Genomic DNA, 15,684 nt, shown 5'->3' with positions numbered 1-15,684 from the left:
ACCCGGACAGTGCAACTGCCATACTAATTTAGGAACTGACGTGTCAATTGGAAGTCCAGGATGACCCAAAAAGAATCCGATCCGCGGACCGCCGTGCCGATGCGGCAGCGAGTCCATGACACGATCCGCGATCACATCATCTCGCTCGACTGGGAACCGGGGCTGCGCGTTTCCGAAAAAGACGTCGCCGAGCAACTGGGCGTGTCGCGATCCCCGGTCCGGGAGGCCTTCATCCGGCTGTCGGAAGAAGGGCTGATGGAGATCCGGCCGCAAAGCGGCAGCTACGTCTCCGAGATCAGCTTCGACAAGGTCTACGAGAGCCTGATGCTTCGCCGCGCGCTTGAAATGGCGGTTGCGGCGGAAGCGGCCGAAAAACGCACGGCATTCGACCTTGTACGGCTGAATGACCTTGTCGCGGACCAGGTTGCCGCATCGGAAGCGGGCGATCGCGCACGGTTTTTTGAGCTCGACCAGCAATTCCACCGCGCACTCACGGAGATTGCGCGGATGCCCTCTGCGGTTCGGTTGATCCGGATGATCCGAGGCGCGGTGGACCGGGTTCAACGGATGAGGATTTCCCGTGGCGAAAGCCGCCACGTACAGGTCATCGAAGCGCACCGCGCCATCGTCGACGCAATCGAGGCTCGCGATGCGGCGGCGGCCTCTGCGGCGATGGATGCCCACCTGAACTGCGTCGAACTCTTTGCACAGATCATCCGTAGCCCGGAGGTGCGGGAATACGTGACGCCCCGGGCATCCTGAAACGGAGCCACACGGGCGGCGCGCCGGTTGTCTGCACTTCGACCGAAGTGACCCCCCCCCGCCCGCTGATCGCTGTCCTCGCGCTCGCGGGCCACGCAGACGATCGAGCCCCCAAATGCCGCGCCACCGGGCAACTGCGAGCCTGCTGGTGCGCAGCGCGGGATACTGACTGGGCGGCTGGCTGTTTCGGAAGTGGCCACGGGATAGCGCAGATGCACAACGCGACATCGGCACCACCTGCCAGATGGAAAAAAATGGCGATCCCGGAAGGATTCGAACCCTCGGCCTACTGATTAGAAGTCAGTTGCTCTATCCAGCTGAGCTACGGGACCGCACGGCGCCTGCCTAGCGCATCGGGAAATCCGGTTCAATCGGAGCGTCGGCCCGGCGCCCGAAAAACGGGCGCGGGTCACCGGGACGCAACGGGTCCGGCCCCCGCCTCAGTACAAGCCGCCGGAACTCAGCGAGCCGAAACTGGCCTTGGGCGCGATCTTCACCTTCTTGCCTGTCGAGGTTGTCACCGTCTTGGATTCAGCGCCATCGTCGGACTCGCCGCGTCCGAACATCGGCACGTTCGCTCCCATCACGAAGCCGCCATCGATCACCGCAGCGACACCGAAGATCGGGTCCTCGCCCTCGCGGAAATACTCGGCAACAACGTGATCGCCGCTGGCATCATTGGCAAGGCGCGAGCCGCTGTAGCGGTCGATCTTCACGAAGTAGCCCCCCGGCGGAACCGCGAATTGCCCGCCACCGTACTTGGCAACCGCTTCCTTCATGAAACGGCTGAAGACAGGGCCGCACATGCCGCCGCCCGAGGCGCCGCGCCCGAGGGCACGAGGCTGGTCGTAGCCGATGTAGCAACCGGCAGCGATGTTCGAAGTGAAACCGATGAACCAGACGTCCTTGGCATCGTTGGTGGTGCCGGTCTTGCCCGCAACCGGCACGCCGAGGCCGGCACCGCCGACGGTCCGCGCCGCGGTGCCGCGCTCCACCACGCCCCGCATCATCGAGGTCAACTGGTAGGCGGTGATCGCATCGATGGCCTGCTGCCGTTTGGAGACGATCCGTGGCCCCTGCCCCGGGTCCAGCGAGACGACGCGGCAGTCCGGGCAGGTCCGGTCTTCGTGGCGATAGATGGTGCTGCCCCAGCGGTCCTGCACCCTGTCGACCATCGACGGCTCCACCCGTTCGCCGCCATTGGCGAACATCGAATAGGCCGCGACCATCTTGTAGAGCGTCGTCTCCTGCGAGCCGAGCGCGTTGGCAAGGTAGTGCCCAAGATGGTCATAGACACCGAAATCCTCCGCATAGCGCGCGACCGTGTCCATGCCGACCTCCTGCGCCAGGCGGATCGTCATCAGGTTCCGCGACCGTTCGATCCCGGTGCGCAACGGCGTCGGCCCGTAGAACTTGTTGGAGGCGTTCTTGGGCCGCCAGACCCCGCCCGGGGTGTTGATCTCGATGGGCGCGTCTACAACGATCGTCGCCGGTGTATAGCCGGAATCCAGCGCTGCGGCGTAGACGAAGGGCTTGAAGGCCGACCCCGGCTGTCGTTTCGCCTGCGTGGCCCGGTTCAGCTCCGAATCCTGGTAGGAAAAGCCGCCCTGCATGGCCAGCACACGCCCCGTGTGCACGTCCATTGCCACGAAAGCGCCCTGAACCTTGGGGATCTGGCGCAGCGTCCAGCGGATGAAGCTACCATCGCTGTCGGCGGTCATCCGGCGCACATGCACCACGTCACCGCGTTCGAAGTTGGCGGCGAAATCGCCCCGCATCCAACTGATATCCTCGCGCGGGACAGACACCTCTCCTTCGATATCCTCGACGCCGAGCCGCATCGACTGATCGCCCACAGCCAACACCACGGCCGGGAACCACTGGCCATCCAGATCGACGTCACGGGCCACGGAGACGTTCGCGAGCGCCTCCCGCCAACCGGCCTCGTCTTCCAGCGTCTCCGGTGGCAGTGTCTTGCCGGTGCCGTTCCAGCGACCGAGGCCGCGGTCGTAGTCCTCCAGCGCCTTGCGCAAGGAGTTGGCGGCCTTGGGCTGCAATTCCGGATCGACGGATGCACGGATCGCCAGACCACCGCCGAAGAACTCTTCCTCGCCGAAATCGTCCGACAATTGGCGGCGGATCTCGTCGGTGAAGTAGTCGCGGGGCGGCAGATCCCGACGGAAGGACGGCAAGTCACCGTTCTGCACGGTCAGGAGCGGCTTCTCGCGCTCCTCCTCGTAGGTCACGCTGTTGATGTAGCCGTTCTGGTACATCTCCCGCAGCACATAGTTCCGACGGCCGATGGCCTCGTCGTATTCGCGCACCGGGTGGTAGTTCGACGGCGCCTTGGGCAGCGCGGCAAGATAGGCGGCCTCGCCCGTCTCCAACTCATTCAGGGTCTTGTTGAAGTAGGTCTGCGCGGCAGCGGCCACGCCATAGGAATTCTGCCCAAGGAAGATCTCGTTCAGGTAGAGCTCCAGGATCTTTTCCTTGTCGAGCGCCTGTTCGACCCGCGCGGCCAGCAGGATCTCTTTCATTTTCCGCTCGATGGAGCGGTCGGAGGACAGAAGGAAGTTTTTCATCACCTGCTGGGTGATGGTCGAGGCCCCCCGGAGCCGCCCGCCCTGTGCGGCGTCGACCACCGCCGAGGCGATGCCCATCGGGTCATAGCCCTTGTGGGTATAGAAATGCTTGTCCTCGGCAGAGATGAAGGCCTCCTTGACGAGGTCCGGAATGTCTTCGGCCGGGATGAACAACCGCCGCTCGGCGGCGAACTCGTCGATGATGTTGCCCTCGGTCGAATAGACCCGGCTGATCGTCTTGGGCGTGTACCGGGCGAGTTCCTCGTGGTCGGGCAGATCACGGGAATACATCCAGATCACGCCGCCGGCGATCAACGCGACGAGCAGCGCGCCCGTGACGATCAGGGTAAAGATGCCGCCCAGAAAGCGGAGGATAGCACGGATCATGAGGAGTCCTGTCTCGACAGTTGTCTGCGCTTATACGCAAGCCGGATGGGGCGGTCAAAACGAACCGGCGGTCATTCGGCGGCGGCTTGCCGTCATTGGGTGCCGGAGGTGGTCACGTCTGCGTGTACAGCGCCCCGTGACCACTTTCAGCAGAGACCGCACCCCGGAACGCCGCCCTGTTTCCATTGCCCTCCTGCCAACGCCAGCAGCGCTTCCAACCCTGGCCGCAAACCCGCTTCCCATCCCGGTCGAAATCCCCCAGTTTGCCCGCATGACCGACCGACCCGGCCCCGAGGGCATCCTTCCCACCTACCACCGCGTTGCCCGGGAATGGGCACGGGACCGCAACAGGTCGCTGTTCGAGCAGATCTGGTTGCGCCGGTTGCTGGACGCGGCGTCCGGGCCGAGTGTGCTCGACCTCGGCTGCGGCTCGGGCGAGCCGATCGCTTCCTGGCTGGTGGAACAGGGGGCGGTGGTCACCGGTGTCGACGGCGCCGAAGGGATGTGTGCGGAGTTCCGGGCCCGGCTGCCCGGGGTGAGCTGCATCCATGCCGACATGCGGACACTCGCCCTTGGTCGGCGCTTCAACGCGATTGTCGCCTGGAACAGCTTCTTTCACCTGTCCCCGGACAGCCAGCGCGCCATGTTCCCGATTTTTGCAGAACATGCCGCCCCCGGAGCATCGCTGATGTTCACCTCAGGGCCCTCAGCCAGCGAAGCCTATGGCACCGTGGCCGACGAGCCGGTGTACCACGCCAGCCTCGACCCTTCGGAATACCGGGACCTGCTGCGCGCCAACGGTTTCGAGGAGATCGCCTTTGCACCCGAGGATCCTGAGTGCCACCGCCACACGATCTGGCTGGCGCGCCGGGTCACTTCCGCTTGAGTTCATCCCTCGCCCGGTCCTCCGCCGCCCAGGCGGCAAGCCCGGTCGAGAGCGCTTCGGCCGTGCTCTTGCGCCAATCTGGATTTTGCAGCTTTTCCAGCTCCTTGGGGTTGGACATGAACCCAAGCTCCACGAGGACGGACGGCACGTCAGGGGTCTTCAGAACCGAGAACCCGGCGGATTCCTTGGGGCGTTTGTGCAGTCGAACGCCGGCCGCGCGCAGCCCTTGAACAAGCGCACCGGCAAGGGCCTCGGTGCGCGGGGTGGTCTCGTTGCGGGCAATCGACATGAGGACGCGGGCCACCTCGTCGTCCTGATCCGACAGGTCCACACCGGCCAGCAGATCGCCGCGGTCATGCCGCTCCGCCAGCTTCCGCGTCGCAGCCGAAGTGGCCCGGTCCGACAACGTGTACACCTGCGCCCCGCGCGCAATGCCCTCGCTGACAGCATCCGCATGCAGTGAGATAAAAACCTCGGCCCCGGCACGGCGGGCAATGGCAATCCGTGCCTCCAGCGAAACGAAACTGTCGTCGGTGCGGGTCAACACCACGTCGAAGCCCTCGTTGCGCAGGAGGGTTTCGCGCAGCTCCTGCGCGAATGTCAGGACAAGGTCGGCTTCGTGCACACCATCGTAGATCGCCCCGGGATCGATGCCCCCGTGACCGGGATCGAGCACGACCTTGAGCACCTCGTCACTTTGCGGAACCGGATGGGAGGTCGCGGCCTCCTCGCTCTCTGATCCGTCGCTTCCCCCGGCCTGCGCCCCGGACCGCGCGTTGAACGTCGCCTCGTCCGTCTCCCGCATTGCCACCTCGATCCGGGCCGAGCCATCTTCCATTCCCGTCTGCATCACGGCCGTCTCCACGGCGAACGGACCTTTCAGATCGACCACCAGCCGCGACCACCCCGCGGTGATCGCGCCATGTCTCATGCCGGAAATTGCCGGAACATACCCGAGCCCACCCGGCCCCATGCGGCTGAAATCCACCTCCCGGAAATCGAGCACGAGCCGCGGCGGATTGGTGAGCGTCGCGACGCGATATGGTACCGGTTGGCTGATCTTGAGCACCAGGTCGAAACCGTCGGCATGTTCCACCAGGCCCGACGCCTCCAGGTCGAGCTGGGCCAATGCGAACAGCTCCTCCTCTGCCCTGCCGGGGAGCGGGACCGCCGAGACGACGAGAAGGGCCAGAAGGCCCAGTATGCGAAGGATCATGGTGAACTGCCCGGACTGACGCCGTTTGCCCGGAATGTACCCCATGGGATCGCCGACCGAAACCCGCGAACGGTCCTGATGCGACGGGAAGTTTCGGGAATCCCACCGCAGGTTGCCTTGCCCGAACTACCGGACGTTCATGAAATCTCGCAGCCGTACCAGACCCTCTGCGATATCGGCCGTTGCCCGGGCATAGGAGAAACGCAGCGTGCCATGCCCGCGCCGCGGGTCGAAATCGAGCCCCGGTGTCACCGCGACCCCGGCCCGGTCGAGGATTTCCCGGCTGAAAGCGAGGCTGTCGGAGGTGAATTCCGAGACATCGGCATAGATGTAGAACGCCCCGTCTGGCGGCGCGATGCGGGTGAACCCGGCTTCCGGCAACCCCTCCAGCATCAGGCGCCGGTTCTCGGCATAGACGGCCATGTTGGCCTGCAACTCCGCCTCGCATTCCATGGCCCCAAGGGCTGCGACCTGGCTTGCGTGTGGCGCACAGATGAACATGTTCTGCGCCAATCGCTCGTAGCGGCGCACATCGCTCCCGGGCACGACCATCCAGCCGACGCGCCAGCCCGTCATCGAGAAATACTTGGAGAACGAGTTGATCACGCAAACCTCGTCGCTGATTTCCAGCGCGGAAATCGCCCGGCCTTCGTACTGGATCCCGTGATAGATCTCGTCGGAGACGAAGGCGGCGCCGATCTCCTCTGCCCGTGCGATCAGGGCAGCCAGTGCCTCGCGGCTCAACATGGTGCCCGACGGGTTGGCAGGCGAGGCAACGATCAGCCCGGACAGCCCTTCCGGCACATCCTCGGGGACCGGCTGGAGGCGGTTCTCCAACGCCGTTGGCAAGCCCACCGGCTCAAGGCTCAACGCCTTCAGGATCTGCCGGTACGACGGGTAGCCCGGCTCGCCCAACCCAACTTTTTCCCCGGCATCGAACAGGGCGCTGAAGGCAAGCAGGAAGGCGCCCGACGAGCCGGGCGTCACGATCACGCGGTCGGGGTTCAGATCGAGCCCGTACCAGTCGCGATAGAGCCGCGCGATCCGCTGACGCAAGGCCGGCACGCCGAGTGCGACCGTGTAGCCGAGCGCGTCCGTCGCCATCTCCCGCGCCAGTGCCTCCCGCGCGCCGACCGGTGCCGGCGTGCCGGGCTGGCCCACCTCCATGTGAATGATGTGCCGTCCGGCAGCCTCCGCCCGACGGGCCGCCTCCATCACATCCATCACGATGAAGGGATCGACGTCGCTTCGCCTTGATGCCCGCATGACTTCCTCCATAGACTGCGCCTCCAGGGGCGTATCTCAATCACGGCGCGGGGCGTCAACGGGGACCGGCGATGGCAGCATTTCGGACATTGCGGACGGCCGGGCTTGCGCTTGGGGTGGTCCTCGTCATGGCCGGGGCCACGCGCGCACAGACCATCCTGCGCGATGCGGAGGTGGAAAGGGCGCTGTCGGAGCTCGCCCGTCCCCTGCTGAATGCCGCCGGCCTCTCGCCGCGGTCGGTCAGGATCCTCGTGGTCAAGGACAGCAGCCTGAACGCCTTCGTGCTGAACCAGCAGACGATCATGATTCACTCCGGCCTGATGCTGAAGATGAACCGGCCGGAAATGCTGCAAGGGGTGATCGCCCACGAGATCGCGCATATCGCCAACGGTCACCTCACCCGGCGGATGCAGAACATGCAGAACGCCCAGACCGCGGCGATGATCGGACTTGCGCTCTCCGCGGCCGTTGCCTCGAAATACCCCGGTGCCGCGGCCGGACTTGCCATGGGTACGCAGGGATCCGCCCAGCGGGTCTTTCTCGGCCACACACGGGCGGAGGAAGCCTCCGCCGACCGTGCCGGAATGCGCTACATGGCGCGCGCGGGCATCGATCCCGGCGGCATGGTCGGCGTGATGGAGAAGTTCGAGGGACAGGAGGTGCTGAACGTCGGGCGCCAGGATCCCTACGTGCGCTCCCACCCCCTCACCCGCGACCGGCTCCGCGCGGCGCGCAACCTGGCGGCCACCTTCAAACAGATCAAGGGAACGGACCCGAACTCGGCCTATTGGTACGACCGCTCCCGCGCCAAGCTTGCAGCCTACTTGCAAAACCCAAGCCAGACGCTGCGCCGACTGAACGCGTCGGATAAGTCCGATGCCGCGCTGGTGGCCCGGGCGACGGCCTATTCACAATCCCACCAGATCGCACCTGCACTGGCCGCCGCCGAACAGCTGATCGCCAGACGCCCCGAAGATGCCTATGCCCATGAACTCAAGGCGTGGATCCACATGGAAGCGCGGCAGTTCAACGCCTCCGTGGCGGCCTATGCCCGCGCCGTGGACCTGGCGCCGAACCAACCCCTGCTCCTTGCCGGGTACGGGCGAGCATTGCTGGCACAAAATACATCGACTTCGAACGTCAAGGCGCTGGAAGTGCTTGAGAAATCAAGGATTCGGGACAAGATCAACCCGGGCATGCTCCGGGATCTCGGCCTCGCCTATGCGCGCGCCGGAAACGACGGCATGGCCTCGCTGTCGGCGGCGGAACGCTACGCATTGTCGGGCCGGTTGAAGGACGCCTCCATTCATGCCAAACGCGCATCGGGGCTGCTGCCCCGCGGTTCCACCGGGTGGCGCCGGGCACAGGACATCGTGCATGCCGCAGACGCCCAGAAGAAAAGGAAGAAACGCTGATGAAAGCCCTTACACTCGCCGCCACCCTCGCCGCAGGACTGGCGCTGCCGGCCCATGCGCTGGACCTCGGCGCGATGACCGACGCCGAACGGGAGGCATTCCGGGACGAAGTGCGCGCCTACCTTCTGGAAAACCCGGAGGTGCTGATGGAAGCCTTCGGCGTGCTCGAAGCGCGACAGGCCGACGAGCAGGCCGGAAGTGACCTCGCCATGGTCGAAGCCAATGCCGCCGACCTCTTCGAGAGCGAGACGAGCTGGGTTGGGGGCAACCCCGATGGCGACATCACCATCGTCGAGTTCGTCGACTACCGCTGCGGATACTGCCGCAAGGCCTTCCCAGAAGTCAGCCAGCTGGTCGCCGACGACGGCAATATCAAGCTGATCCTGAAGGAGTTCCCGATCCTTGGCGAGCAATCGACAGCCTCCTCTCGGATGGCACTGGCCACAAAACTCGCTCTGGGGGACGAGGCATACAAGAAGGTGCACGATTCGCTGATCGCCTTTCGCGGAGAGGTGAACGCGGATTCGGTGAAGGCACTGGCCTCCGACCTCGACCTCGACGGGGCGGCGATCCTGGAGAAGATGAACTCGAACGAGGTGGACGCGATCATCGCGGAGAACCGGGCGCTCGCGCAGCGGTTGCAGATTTCGGGCACGCCGACCTTCGTCGTCGGTGGCACGATGCTGCGCGGCTACCTGCCCTATGACGGGATGAAGAACGTTGTGGAGCAGGAACGCGAGGGCGGCTGACTCCGCCCGAGGCTGGCCCGGGACAAAGGATCCGGGTCGCCAGCATGACAAGGCTGGCGTTTGCCGTCGTCGCGCCCTGTCGGACGGCAGGCGGAGGCCCTACTCCGCCGCTTCCGCCGCAGCGGCCGCATCGATCTCTGCGGCTTTCCGCTCGACCTGTTCCACGATGTGATCGACCATCTGATCGTTCGACATCTTGTGGCTCTGCTTACCCGCGAGATAGACCATCCCGCTGCCCGCACCGCCGCCGGTAAAACCGACATCGGTCATCAGCGCCTCGCCGGGGCCGTTCACGACACAGCCGATGATGGACAGGCTCATTGGTGTCTTGATGTGCTCCAGCCGCTTCTCCAGCATCTCGACCGTCTTGATCACGTCAAAGCCCTGCCTGGCGCAGGACGGACAGGATATGATGTTCACGCCACGGTGGCGCAGGCCGAGCGACTTCAGGATCTCGAAGCCCATCTTGACCTCTTCCACCGGATCAGCCGACAGGCTGACACGCAGCGTGTCCCCAATGCCCATCCAGAGCAGGTTGCCAAGGCCAATGGCGGACTTCACCGTGCCCGACATCAGCCCACCGGCTTCGGTGATCCCGAGGTGAATCGGCGCATCGGTCTGTTCGGCCAGTTGCTGATAAGCGGCCGCAGCCATGAAGACGTCGGAGGCCTTCACGGAGATCTTGAACTCGTGGAAATCATGGTCCTGAAGGATCCGGATGTGATCCATGCCACTTTCGACCATCGCGTCGGGGCACGGCTCACCGTATTTCTCCAGCAGGTGTTTCTCCAGCGATCCGGCATTCACGCCGATCCTGATCGAACAGCCATGGTCACGCGCGGCGTTGATGACCTCCTTCACCCGGGTCTCGTCGCCGATGTTCCCGGGATTGATACGCAGGCAGGCCGCACCGCTCTCGGCGGCCTCGATGGCGCGTTTGTAGTGGAAATGGATGTCGGCAACGATGGGAACGGGGCTCACCGCCACGATTTCCTTCAGGGCCAGCGCACTGTCACGATCCGGCGCCGAGACCCGAACGATATCGGCCCCCGCATCCGCGGCCGCCTGAACCTGCGCGATGGTGGCCTTCACATCCGTCGTGATGGTGTTGGTCATTGTCTGGACGGAAATCGGTGCGCCACCGCCGACCTTTACCGATCCGACCGAAATCTGCCGGCTGTCCCGGCGGTATATGTTCCGCCACGGGCGAACATGGTTGATCGACATCGCTGGCCTCCGGTCGTGCTCCACGCGCCCTATCTAGTCCGCCCCGCTGGGCGGAGCAACGGCGCAAGTCCCATGAATGTGGTGGTGTCAGTCGAGCGGCGGTTCGACAATCGGCGCAGGTTCCGGGAACAGCACCGCCTCGGCGTATTCCACGGCCTTGCGCGCATCGCCATTCACCGCCGGATCGACGAGGGCGTAGCTCTCCGTCAATCCGCCGGGGTTGAGCGCAATGCCGTCCACGACCGCACCATTGCTGCCCGCAGGGCCGTAGGTTTTCCCGTTCACGGCGAAGAACAGGGCACCGGCCGCGCCGGTTCTGAGCGTCGCCGGTTCGTCGGTCTGGGGAACCTCGTAAGTATCGCCGGCGTTCAGTGTCTTTTCGAACAGGACCGACCCATCGCCGGCACGCACCCGGATCCAGGCCGGTCGTACCGCGACAAGAACCACCTCGGGCGTGTCCTCGGTCACACGTGGGGTCAACGCCTCTTCGCTGGCGGCGAGATCGACGGCAGCGGCGATCGCCGGGCTCTCGTCGAAACGCTCCAGACCGTAGGTCGAGGGCGAGACGCCGGCAAAGCGACCGGACCCGCTCGCGTCCAGCCCCTCGTTGCCCGACGGCGATGTCGGCGCAAGCCGGGCAAGCGCACCCACGGAGCCGGGATCAAGTGCTGCGATCGGCCCGTCCCGGGCGATCATAACGGGCGTGTCCAGCGCCTGCGGCCGATACAGGCGATCCAGCGAATCTGACGGGACATCTCCGGTCCCGGCAACATCCAGCGGCGCGTCTTCTTCCGGGCGGACAACGGTCGACAACGGATCCACGGCGGCAATGGCGGCCGGAGCGCGTTCGACCGGGGTGACCTGAACGCGCTGAATCTCCTGAAGGACGGACCATCCACCGTATCCCACCGCTCCGATCAGGGCCAACAAGACGAATGTCGACCCAATGGCACGCGGTTCAAGCGCGCTGAGGGGACTTGCCCCTTTCGGCGCAAACGTGACACGCGGGTCGGCAAAGGGATCATACCCCTCCGGCTTGGCGGTGGGCTGCTTTCGGAACACCGGCTTGTTGGAACTCGGCGCCGATCCCAGCTTGTCGGAGGTCGACGCGGAGACGAACTCTGCCTCCCGGCAGAAAGTCTCGAACGCCCATTCCGGATCCAGTCCAAGATATCGGGAATAGGATCGCACGTAGCCGGCAACGAATCCCGGCGTTTCGAATGCCGAGGCATCCGCGTTTTCGATCGCTGCAATAAAGGAGGCCTTGATCTTCAGTTCGCGCTGTACGTCGAGAAGCGACTTGCCCATGGTCGCCCGCTCACCGCGCATTACATCGCCAAGGCGAAGGTCAAAGTCGTCAAAGCCCTTTGGAGGAGCGTCCTGCTCCACTTCCGCCTTGGGCGGCTCACGACGCCCAATCATCTGCCCACCTCGTTCGCGTCAAATTTTTGTCCCCAAGATGTGGCGATTCGACGACTCACCACTCCTTGAAGTCAGCGTAACACAGGCTTGTTAACGTTGCACTTGCAGAAAAGTCAGGCGGTCAATTCTGCGCGGATGAGCGCGCAATGCGACCACAGGCTGTCCATCGCCCGAACCAGCCCGTCAAGCATTTCCGGCTCGTGGACCGGAGACGGGGTGAAGCGCAGCCGCTCCGTGCCGCGCGGGACGGTGGGGAAATTGATCGGCTGGACATAGATGCCGAAGTCCTCCAGCAACATGTCTGAAAGCTGCTTGCAGTGCACGGGATCGCCCACGATCACTGGCACGATATGGGACCCGTGGTCGATGATCGGCAACCCCATCCCTTTCAGGCGCATCTTCAGGATCTTCGCGTGCAACTGCTGCTTGTCGCGCCGCGCCTGGTCGGTCTTGAGGTGGCGAACCGACGCAGCGGCGCCGGCGGCCACCGCCGGTGGAAGCGACGTCGTGAAGATGAAGCCCGGTGCATAAGAGCGGATCGCATCACACATTTTTGCGCTGGCGGCGATATAACCACCCATCACGCCATAGGCCTTCGCCAACGTACCGTTGATGATGTCGAGACGGCCCATCAGGCCATCGCGCTCCGCGACACCTGCGCCACGCGGACCATACATGCCGACCGCGTGTACCTCGTCGATGTAGGTCAGCGCGTCGAATTCGTCCGCGAGATCGCAAATCGCTTCGATCGGACCGAAATCGCCATCCATCGAGTAGATCGACTCGAAGGCGATGAGCTTCGGCGCATCCGGATCGTCCGCCGCCAGCAACTCCCTGAGGTGCTCGACGTCGTTGTGCCGGAAGATCCGCTTTGCCCCGCCATTGCGGCGCACCCCTTCGATCATTGAGGCGTGGTTCAACTCGTCGGAATAGATGATCAGCCCGGGCAGCAGTTTCGGAAGCGTCGAAAGCGTCGCATCATTGGCAATATAGGCGGAGGTGAACACCAGGGCCGCTTCTTTCTGGTGAAGGTCCGCCAGTTCGGCTTCCAGCCGCTTGTGATAAACCGTCGTCCCCGAAATGTTGCGTGTCCCGCCCGATCCCGCGCCGGTCGCTTCGAGCGCCTCATGCATCGCCGCCAGTACGACGGGGTGTTGCCCCATGCCGAGGTAGTCGTTGCCGCACCAGACAGTAATGTCCTTCCGCGTCCCGTCGGGCTTGCGCCAGACGGCATGGGGGAAGTTGCCCTGTTCCCGCTCGATGTCGATGAAGGTCCGATAGCGGCCTTCCTCGTGCAGCTTGTCGATCGCGGTCTCGACGGCAACGGCATAGCGGGTCTTGTTTGTCACCTGGGATGTCCTCGGTCTTGTTCTTGGCGCGTTCACGATTGGTTGGATCACATTAACGAGGCATATCTACTTTGATATGGCGCAAATTGACGCTCACTTTCCAAAACATGAATGTGATTTCACACTCACTGATCGGAAATGACAAGCCTGCAATCCTGCGCGCCCTTGGCGGCGGCGGCGGCATTGCATCGGGACACGGCCCGGCCGCCATCCCCCCGATCATAACCGAAAACGCCGGTGCTGGGCGAGATCGCCATACCTTTCGGAGACTTGAGCCTCCTGTAGTCCTTGCCAAATGCCTTGGTGGCTTCCACGGACATGGTCAGTCCCCTGGGTTTGAATCTCTTCGGGGTGATCGTGGCGATCACCACGCAGGGTTTTCCGACGGTACGCCGTGAATTGCAGTTCGCAAGCGCCGCTTGCTGCGCGGCCTCGGCGGAATGGTAGTTCGCCATGGTCGACATGAGATTGGACGACACAGGCTCTCCGGGCGACACAGCGATCGCACCATAGTAGGGAATCTGGGAGGCGGCTTTCTTGATTGCCTTGGCCACGGCATCATCAACGAAACCAGCCTGCCCCATCTGCGCGCTGGAGCCGCTTGTGCCGAACAGCATTTTCTTGGCCGACCGGCTGTCCACGGTCTGGGCCGTGGCCATCGGGGCTGTCAGGGCCAGGGCTACGGCCAGGGCGATGATGCGCATAGTGGGATCTCCGGTCGTTTCGCGGCGCAACCTAGCTTGATGCGCGGGCGGCTGCTACCCCATGCCCCCGCGAGCCGCCAGTGAAATCGCCCCCTGCGCGCGCCTGTCTGCCACAAAGGTTTCCGATACTGTGCGCCGGCAGCCGGCACCTTCCAGTTGCGGCATGCTTCACCGCCCCGCCGCGATCCACTAGGGTCGCCCCGACTCAAGATCAGGAGCCCTCCATGACCGACGCCCGCCTCTCCCCGGTGCTCGACAAGATCGATGCCGACCTTCCCGACGCCCTCGACCGGTTGATGACGCTGTTGCGCATCCAGTCGATCTCCACCGACCCGGCCTACAAGGAATCTTGCGACAGCGCGGCCGACTGGCTGGTTTCGGACCTTGAATCGATCGGCTTCGATGCCTCCAAGCGGCCGACCCCGGGGCACCCGATGGTCGTAGGTCACGGTGGCGAGGGCGACGGACCGCACGTCACCTTCTATGGCCATTATGACGTGCAACCAGTTGATCCTGTTGACCTTTGGAACACGCCACCCTTTGAGCCGGTGCTGGAAGACACCGCCGAGCACGGGCAAGTGATTCGCGGTCGCGGCGCTTCTGACGACAAGGGGCAGCTCATGACGTTCGTGGAAGCCTGCCGCGCCTGGAAAGCCGTTCACGGCTCCCTGCCCACGAAGATCTCCTTCTTCTTCGAGGGCGAGGAGGAGTCGGGCTCGCCGTCGCTCATTCCCTTCATGGAGGAAAACGCCGAGGAGCTCAAAAGCGACCTCGTGCTGATTTGCGACACCGGCATGGTTGCACCCGGTGTGCCCTCCATCGCCTCGCAATTGCGCGGCATGCTGAAGGACGAGTTCACCATCACTGGCCCACGCATCGACCTCCATTCCGGTCACTACGGCGGCCCGGGCCTCAATCCGCTGAGGGAAATCGCGCGGATCATTGCCTCCTTCCATGATGACACCGGCCGTGTCGCCGTGGACGGGTTCTACGAGGGCGTGCACGAGGTGTCTGCGGAACAGAAGGCGCAATGGGAAGGCTGTGGCTTCGACGAGAAAGCCTACCTTGAAGGTGTGGGCTACACCCAACCCCACGGCGAAGCGGGCTACACCACTCTGGAACAGCAATGGGCCCGCCCGACGCTGGAGGTCAACGGCCTCTGGGGCGGCTACATGGGCGCCGGAACGAAGACGGTGATCCCCTCGAAGGCGCATTGCAAGATCACCTGCCGCCTTGTGGGCGACATGGATCCGGACAAGCTGCGGGAGAAAATCCGCAAACATGTCGAAGATCGCCTCTCCCCGGACGCCACGGTGACCTGGGACCAGGATCTCGACGGCTCGCCCGCCGCGGTGATGAACACGTCGCGGCCGGAGTTCGAGGCCGCCCGCAAGGCGCTGACCGACGAATGGGACCGGGAGGCCGTGTTCGTCGGTATGGGCGGCTCGATCCCGATTGCAGGATTTTTCAAGGAAATCCTCGGAATGGATGCGATGCTGATCGGTTTCGCCAACGAGGATGACCAGATCCACTCGCCCAACGAAAAGTACAATGTGGAGAGCTTCCACAAGGGAATCCGAAGCTGGGCCCGGGTTCTGGCCGAACTGTCGGACTAAAGCACATTTCCTACGGGTTCAGACCCGTCCCCGAGCGTTGCCACCACTGGTCTGCATATCCGCCCGGAACCCATTGGTTTCGGGCGGTTTCAGTGTCGGGTAC

At 64.1% G+C, this 15,684-nt stretch carries 12 protein-coding genes and 1 tRNA gene; 5 read left to right on the top strand and 8 right to left on the bottom strand.

Features of this window, described 5'->3' with window-relative positions:
• Positions 1 to 60 precede the first annotated feature (60 nt).
• Positions 61 to 762: a GntR family transcriptional regulator gene (locus tag CLV78_RS03055; protein ID WP_106203272.1), complete on the top strand. Its 702-nt coding sequence runs from the start codon at positions 61 to 63 to the stop codon at positions 760 to 762.
• Positions 763 to 1,017: 255 nt separating this feature from the next.
• On the opposite strand, the gene CLV78_RS03050 is transcribed toward CLV78_RS03055, so the two are convergent.
• A tRNA-Arg gene (locus CLV78_RS03050) sits at positions 1,018 to 1,094 on the bottom strand.
• Between the two features lie 108 nt (positions 1,095 to 1,202).
• Entirely contained in the window at positions 1,203 to 3,731 is a 2,529-nt protein-coding gene (locus CLV78_RS03045) for a penicillin-binding protein 1A (protein ID WP_106203271.1), read from the bottom strand.
• A gap of 271 nt (positions 3,732 to 4,002) precedes the next feature.
• Here CLV78_RS03045 and CLV78_RS03040 point away from each other — a divergent pair, with 271 nt between their 5' ends.
• Entirely contained in the window at positions 4,003 to 4,617 is a 615-nt protein-coding gene (locus CLV78_RS03040; protein WP_106203745.1) for a class I SAM-dependent methyltransferase, read from the top strand.
• On the opposite strand, the gene CLV78_RS03035 is transcribed toward CLV78_RS03040, so the two are convergent.
• Both CLV78_RS03035 and CLV78_RS03030 read right to left on the bottom strand, forming a co-directional pair.
• Positions 4,604 to 5,833 carry an N-acetylmuramoyl-L-alanine amidase gene (locus tag CLV78_RS03035; protein ID WP_106203746.1) on the bottom strand — a complete coding sequence of 410 codons (1,230 nt, stop codon included), beginning with the start codon at positions 5,831 to 5,833 and terminating at the stop codon, positions 4,604 to 4,606. The genes CLV78_RS03040 and CLV78_RS03035 overlap by 14 nt on opposite strands.
• A 126-nt stretch (positions 5,834 to 5,959) precedes the next feature.
• Complete coding sequence (locus CLV78_RS03030; protein WP_106203744.1) at positions 5,960 to 7,099, bottom strand: pyridoxal phosphate-dependent aminotransferase; 1,140 nt, start codon at positions 7,097 to 7,099, stop codon at positions 5,960 to 5,962.
• Positions 7,100 to 7,170: 71 nt separating this feature from the next.
• On the opposite strand from CLV78_RS03030, the gene CLV78_RS03025 reads away from it, so the two are divergent.
• Together CLV78_RS03025 and CLV78_RS03020 are read left to right on the top strand one after the other, a co-directional pair.
• Positions 7,171 to 8,514, top strand: a complete 1,344-nt coding sequence (locus tag CLV78_RS03025; protein WP_106203270.1) for a M48 family metalloprotease — start codon at positions 7,171 to 7,173, stop codon at positions 8,512 to 8,514.
• Positions 8,514 to 9,263 carry a DsbA family protein gene (locus CLV78_RS03020; protein WP_106203269.1) on the top strand — a complete coding sequence of 250 codons (750 nt, stop codon included), beginning with the start codon at positions 8,514 to 8,516 and terminating at the stop codon, positions 9,261 to 9,263. Before CLV78_RS03025 ends, CLV78_RS03020 begins: the two co-directional genes overlap by 1 nt.
• A gap of 99 nt (positions 9,264 to 9,362) precedes the next feature.
• On the opposite strand, the gene ispG is transcribed toward CLV78_RS03020, so the two are convergent.
• From ispG to CLV78_RS03000, 4 genes are all read right to left on the bottom strand, one after another.
• Positions 9,363 to 10,490, bottom strand: a complete 1,128-nt coding sequence (gene ispG / locus CLV78_RS03015; RefSeq protein ID WP_106203268.1) for a flavodoxin-dependent (E)-4-hydroxy-3-methylbut-2-enyl-diphosphate synthase — start codon at positions 10,488 to 10,490, stop codon at positions 9,363 to 9,365.
• A gap of 87 nt (positions 10,491 to 10,577) precedes the next feature.
• Positions 10,578 to 11,912: a helix-turn-helix domain-containing protein gene (locus tag CLV78_RS03010; protein WP_106203267.1), complete on the bottom strand. Its 1,335-nt coding sequence runs from the start codon at positions 11,910 to 11,912 to the stop codon at positions 10,578 to 10,580.
• Between the two features lie 113 nt (positions 11,913 to 12,025).
• Positions 12,026 to 13,261 carry a 5-aminolevulinate synthase gene (gene hemA, locus CLV78_RS03005; protein WP_106203266.1) on the bottom strand — a complete coding sequence of 412 codons (1,236 nt, stop codon included), beginning with the start codon at positions 13,259 to 13,261 and terminating at the stop codon, positions 12,026 to 12,028.
• Between the two features lie 125 nt (positions 13,262 to 13,386).
• Positions 13,387 to 13,965, bottom strand: a complete 579-nt coding sequence (locus CLV78_RS03000; protein ID WP_106203265.1) for a hypothetical protein — start codon at positions 13,963 to 13,965, stop codon at positions 13,387 to 13,389.
• 224 nt (positions 13,966 to 14,189) lie between these two features.
• On the opposite strand from CLV78_RS03000, the gene CLV78_RS02995 reads away from it, so the two are divergent.
• The gene (locus tag CLV78_RS02995; protein ID WP_106203264.1) at positions 14,190 to 15,581 is read left to right on the top strand and encodes a dipeptidase; all 1,392 of its coding nucleotides are present in this window, start codon (positions 14,190 to 14,192) and stop codon (positions 15,579 to 15,581) included.
• Positions 15,582 to 15,684 lie beyond the last annotated feature (103 nt).

The sequence above is a fragment of the Aliiruegeria haliotis genome, from assembly GCF_003003255.1.
GTDB classification, from domain to species: domain Bacteria; phylum Pseudomonadota; class Alphaproteobacteria; order Rhodobacterales; family Rhodobacteraceae; genus Tropicimonas; species Tropicimonas haliotis.
Note: the sequence above shows the minus strand (reverse complement) of the source record. Positions and strands in the feature narration are given on the sequence as shown.

Coding starts and splice junctions, on each gene's coding strand:
- CLV78_RS03055 (WP_106203272.1), top strand. CDS start 61: ATGACCCAAAAAGAATCCGATCCGCGGACCGCCGTGCCGATGCGGCAG.
- CLV78_RS03045 (WP_106203271.1), bottom strand. CDS start 3,731: ATGATCCGTGCTATCCTCCGCTTTCTGGGCGGCATCTTTACCCTGATC.
- CLV78_RS03040 (WP_106203745.1), top strand. CDS start 4,003: ATGACCGACCGACCCGGCCCCGAGGGCATCCTTCCCACCTACCACCGC.
- CLV78_RS03035 (WP_106203746.1), bottom strand. CDS start 5,833: ATGATCCTTCGCATACTGGGCCTTCTGGCCCTTCTCGTCGTCTCGGCG.
- CLV78_RS03030 (WP_106203744.1), bottom strand. CDS start 7,099: ATGCGGGCATCAAGGCGAAGCGACGTCGATCCCTTCATCGTGATGGAT.
- CLV78_RS03025 (WP_106203270.1), top strand. CDS start 7,171: ATGGCAGCATTTCGGACATTGCGGACGGCCGGGCTTGCGCTTGGGGTG.
- CLV78_RS03020 (WP_106203269.1), top strand. CDS start 8,514: ATGAAAGCCCTTACACTCGCCGCCACCCTCGCCGCAGGACTGGCGCTG.
- ispG (WP_106203268.1), bottom strand. CDS start 10,490: ATGTCGATCAACCATGTTCGCCCGTGGCGGAACATATACCGCCGGGAC.
- CLV78_RS03010 (WP_106203267.1), bottom strand. CDS start 11,912: ATGATTGGGCGTCGTGAGCCGCCCAAGGCGGAAGTGGAGCAGGACGCT.
- CLV78_RS03000 (WP_106203265.1), bottom strand. CDS start 13,965: ATGCGCATCATCGCCCTGGCCGTAGCCCTGGCCCTGACAGCCCCGATG.
- CLV78_RS02995 (WP_106203264.1), top strand. CDS start 14,190: ATGACCGACGCCCGCCTCTCCCCGGTGCTCGACAAGATCGATGCCGAC.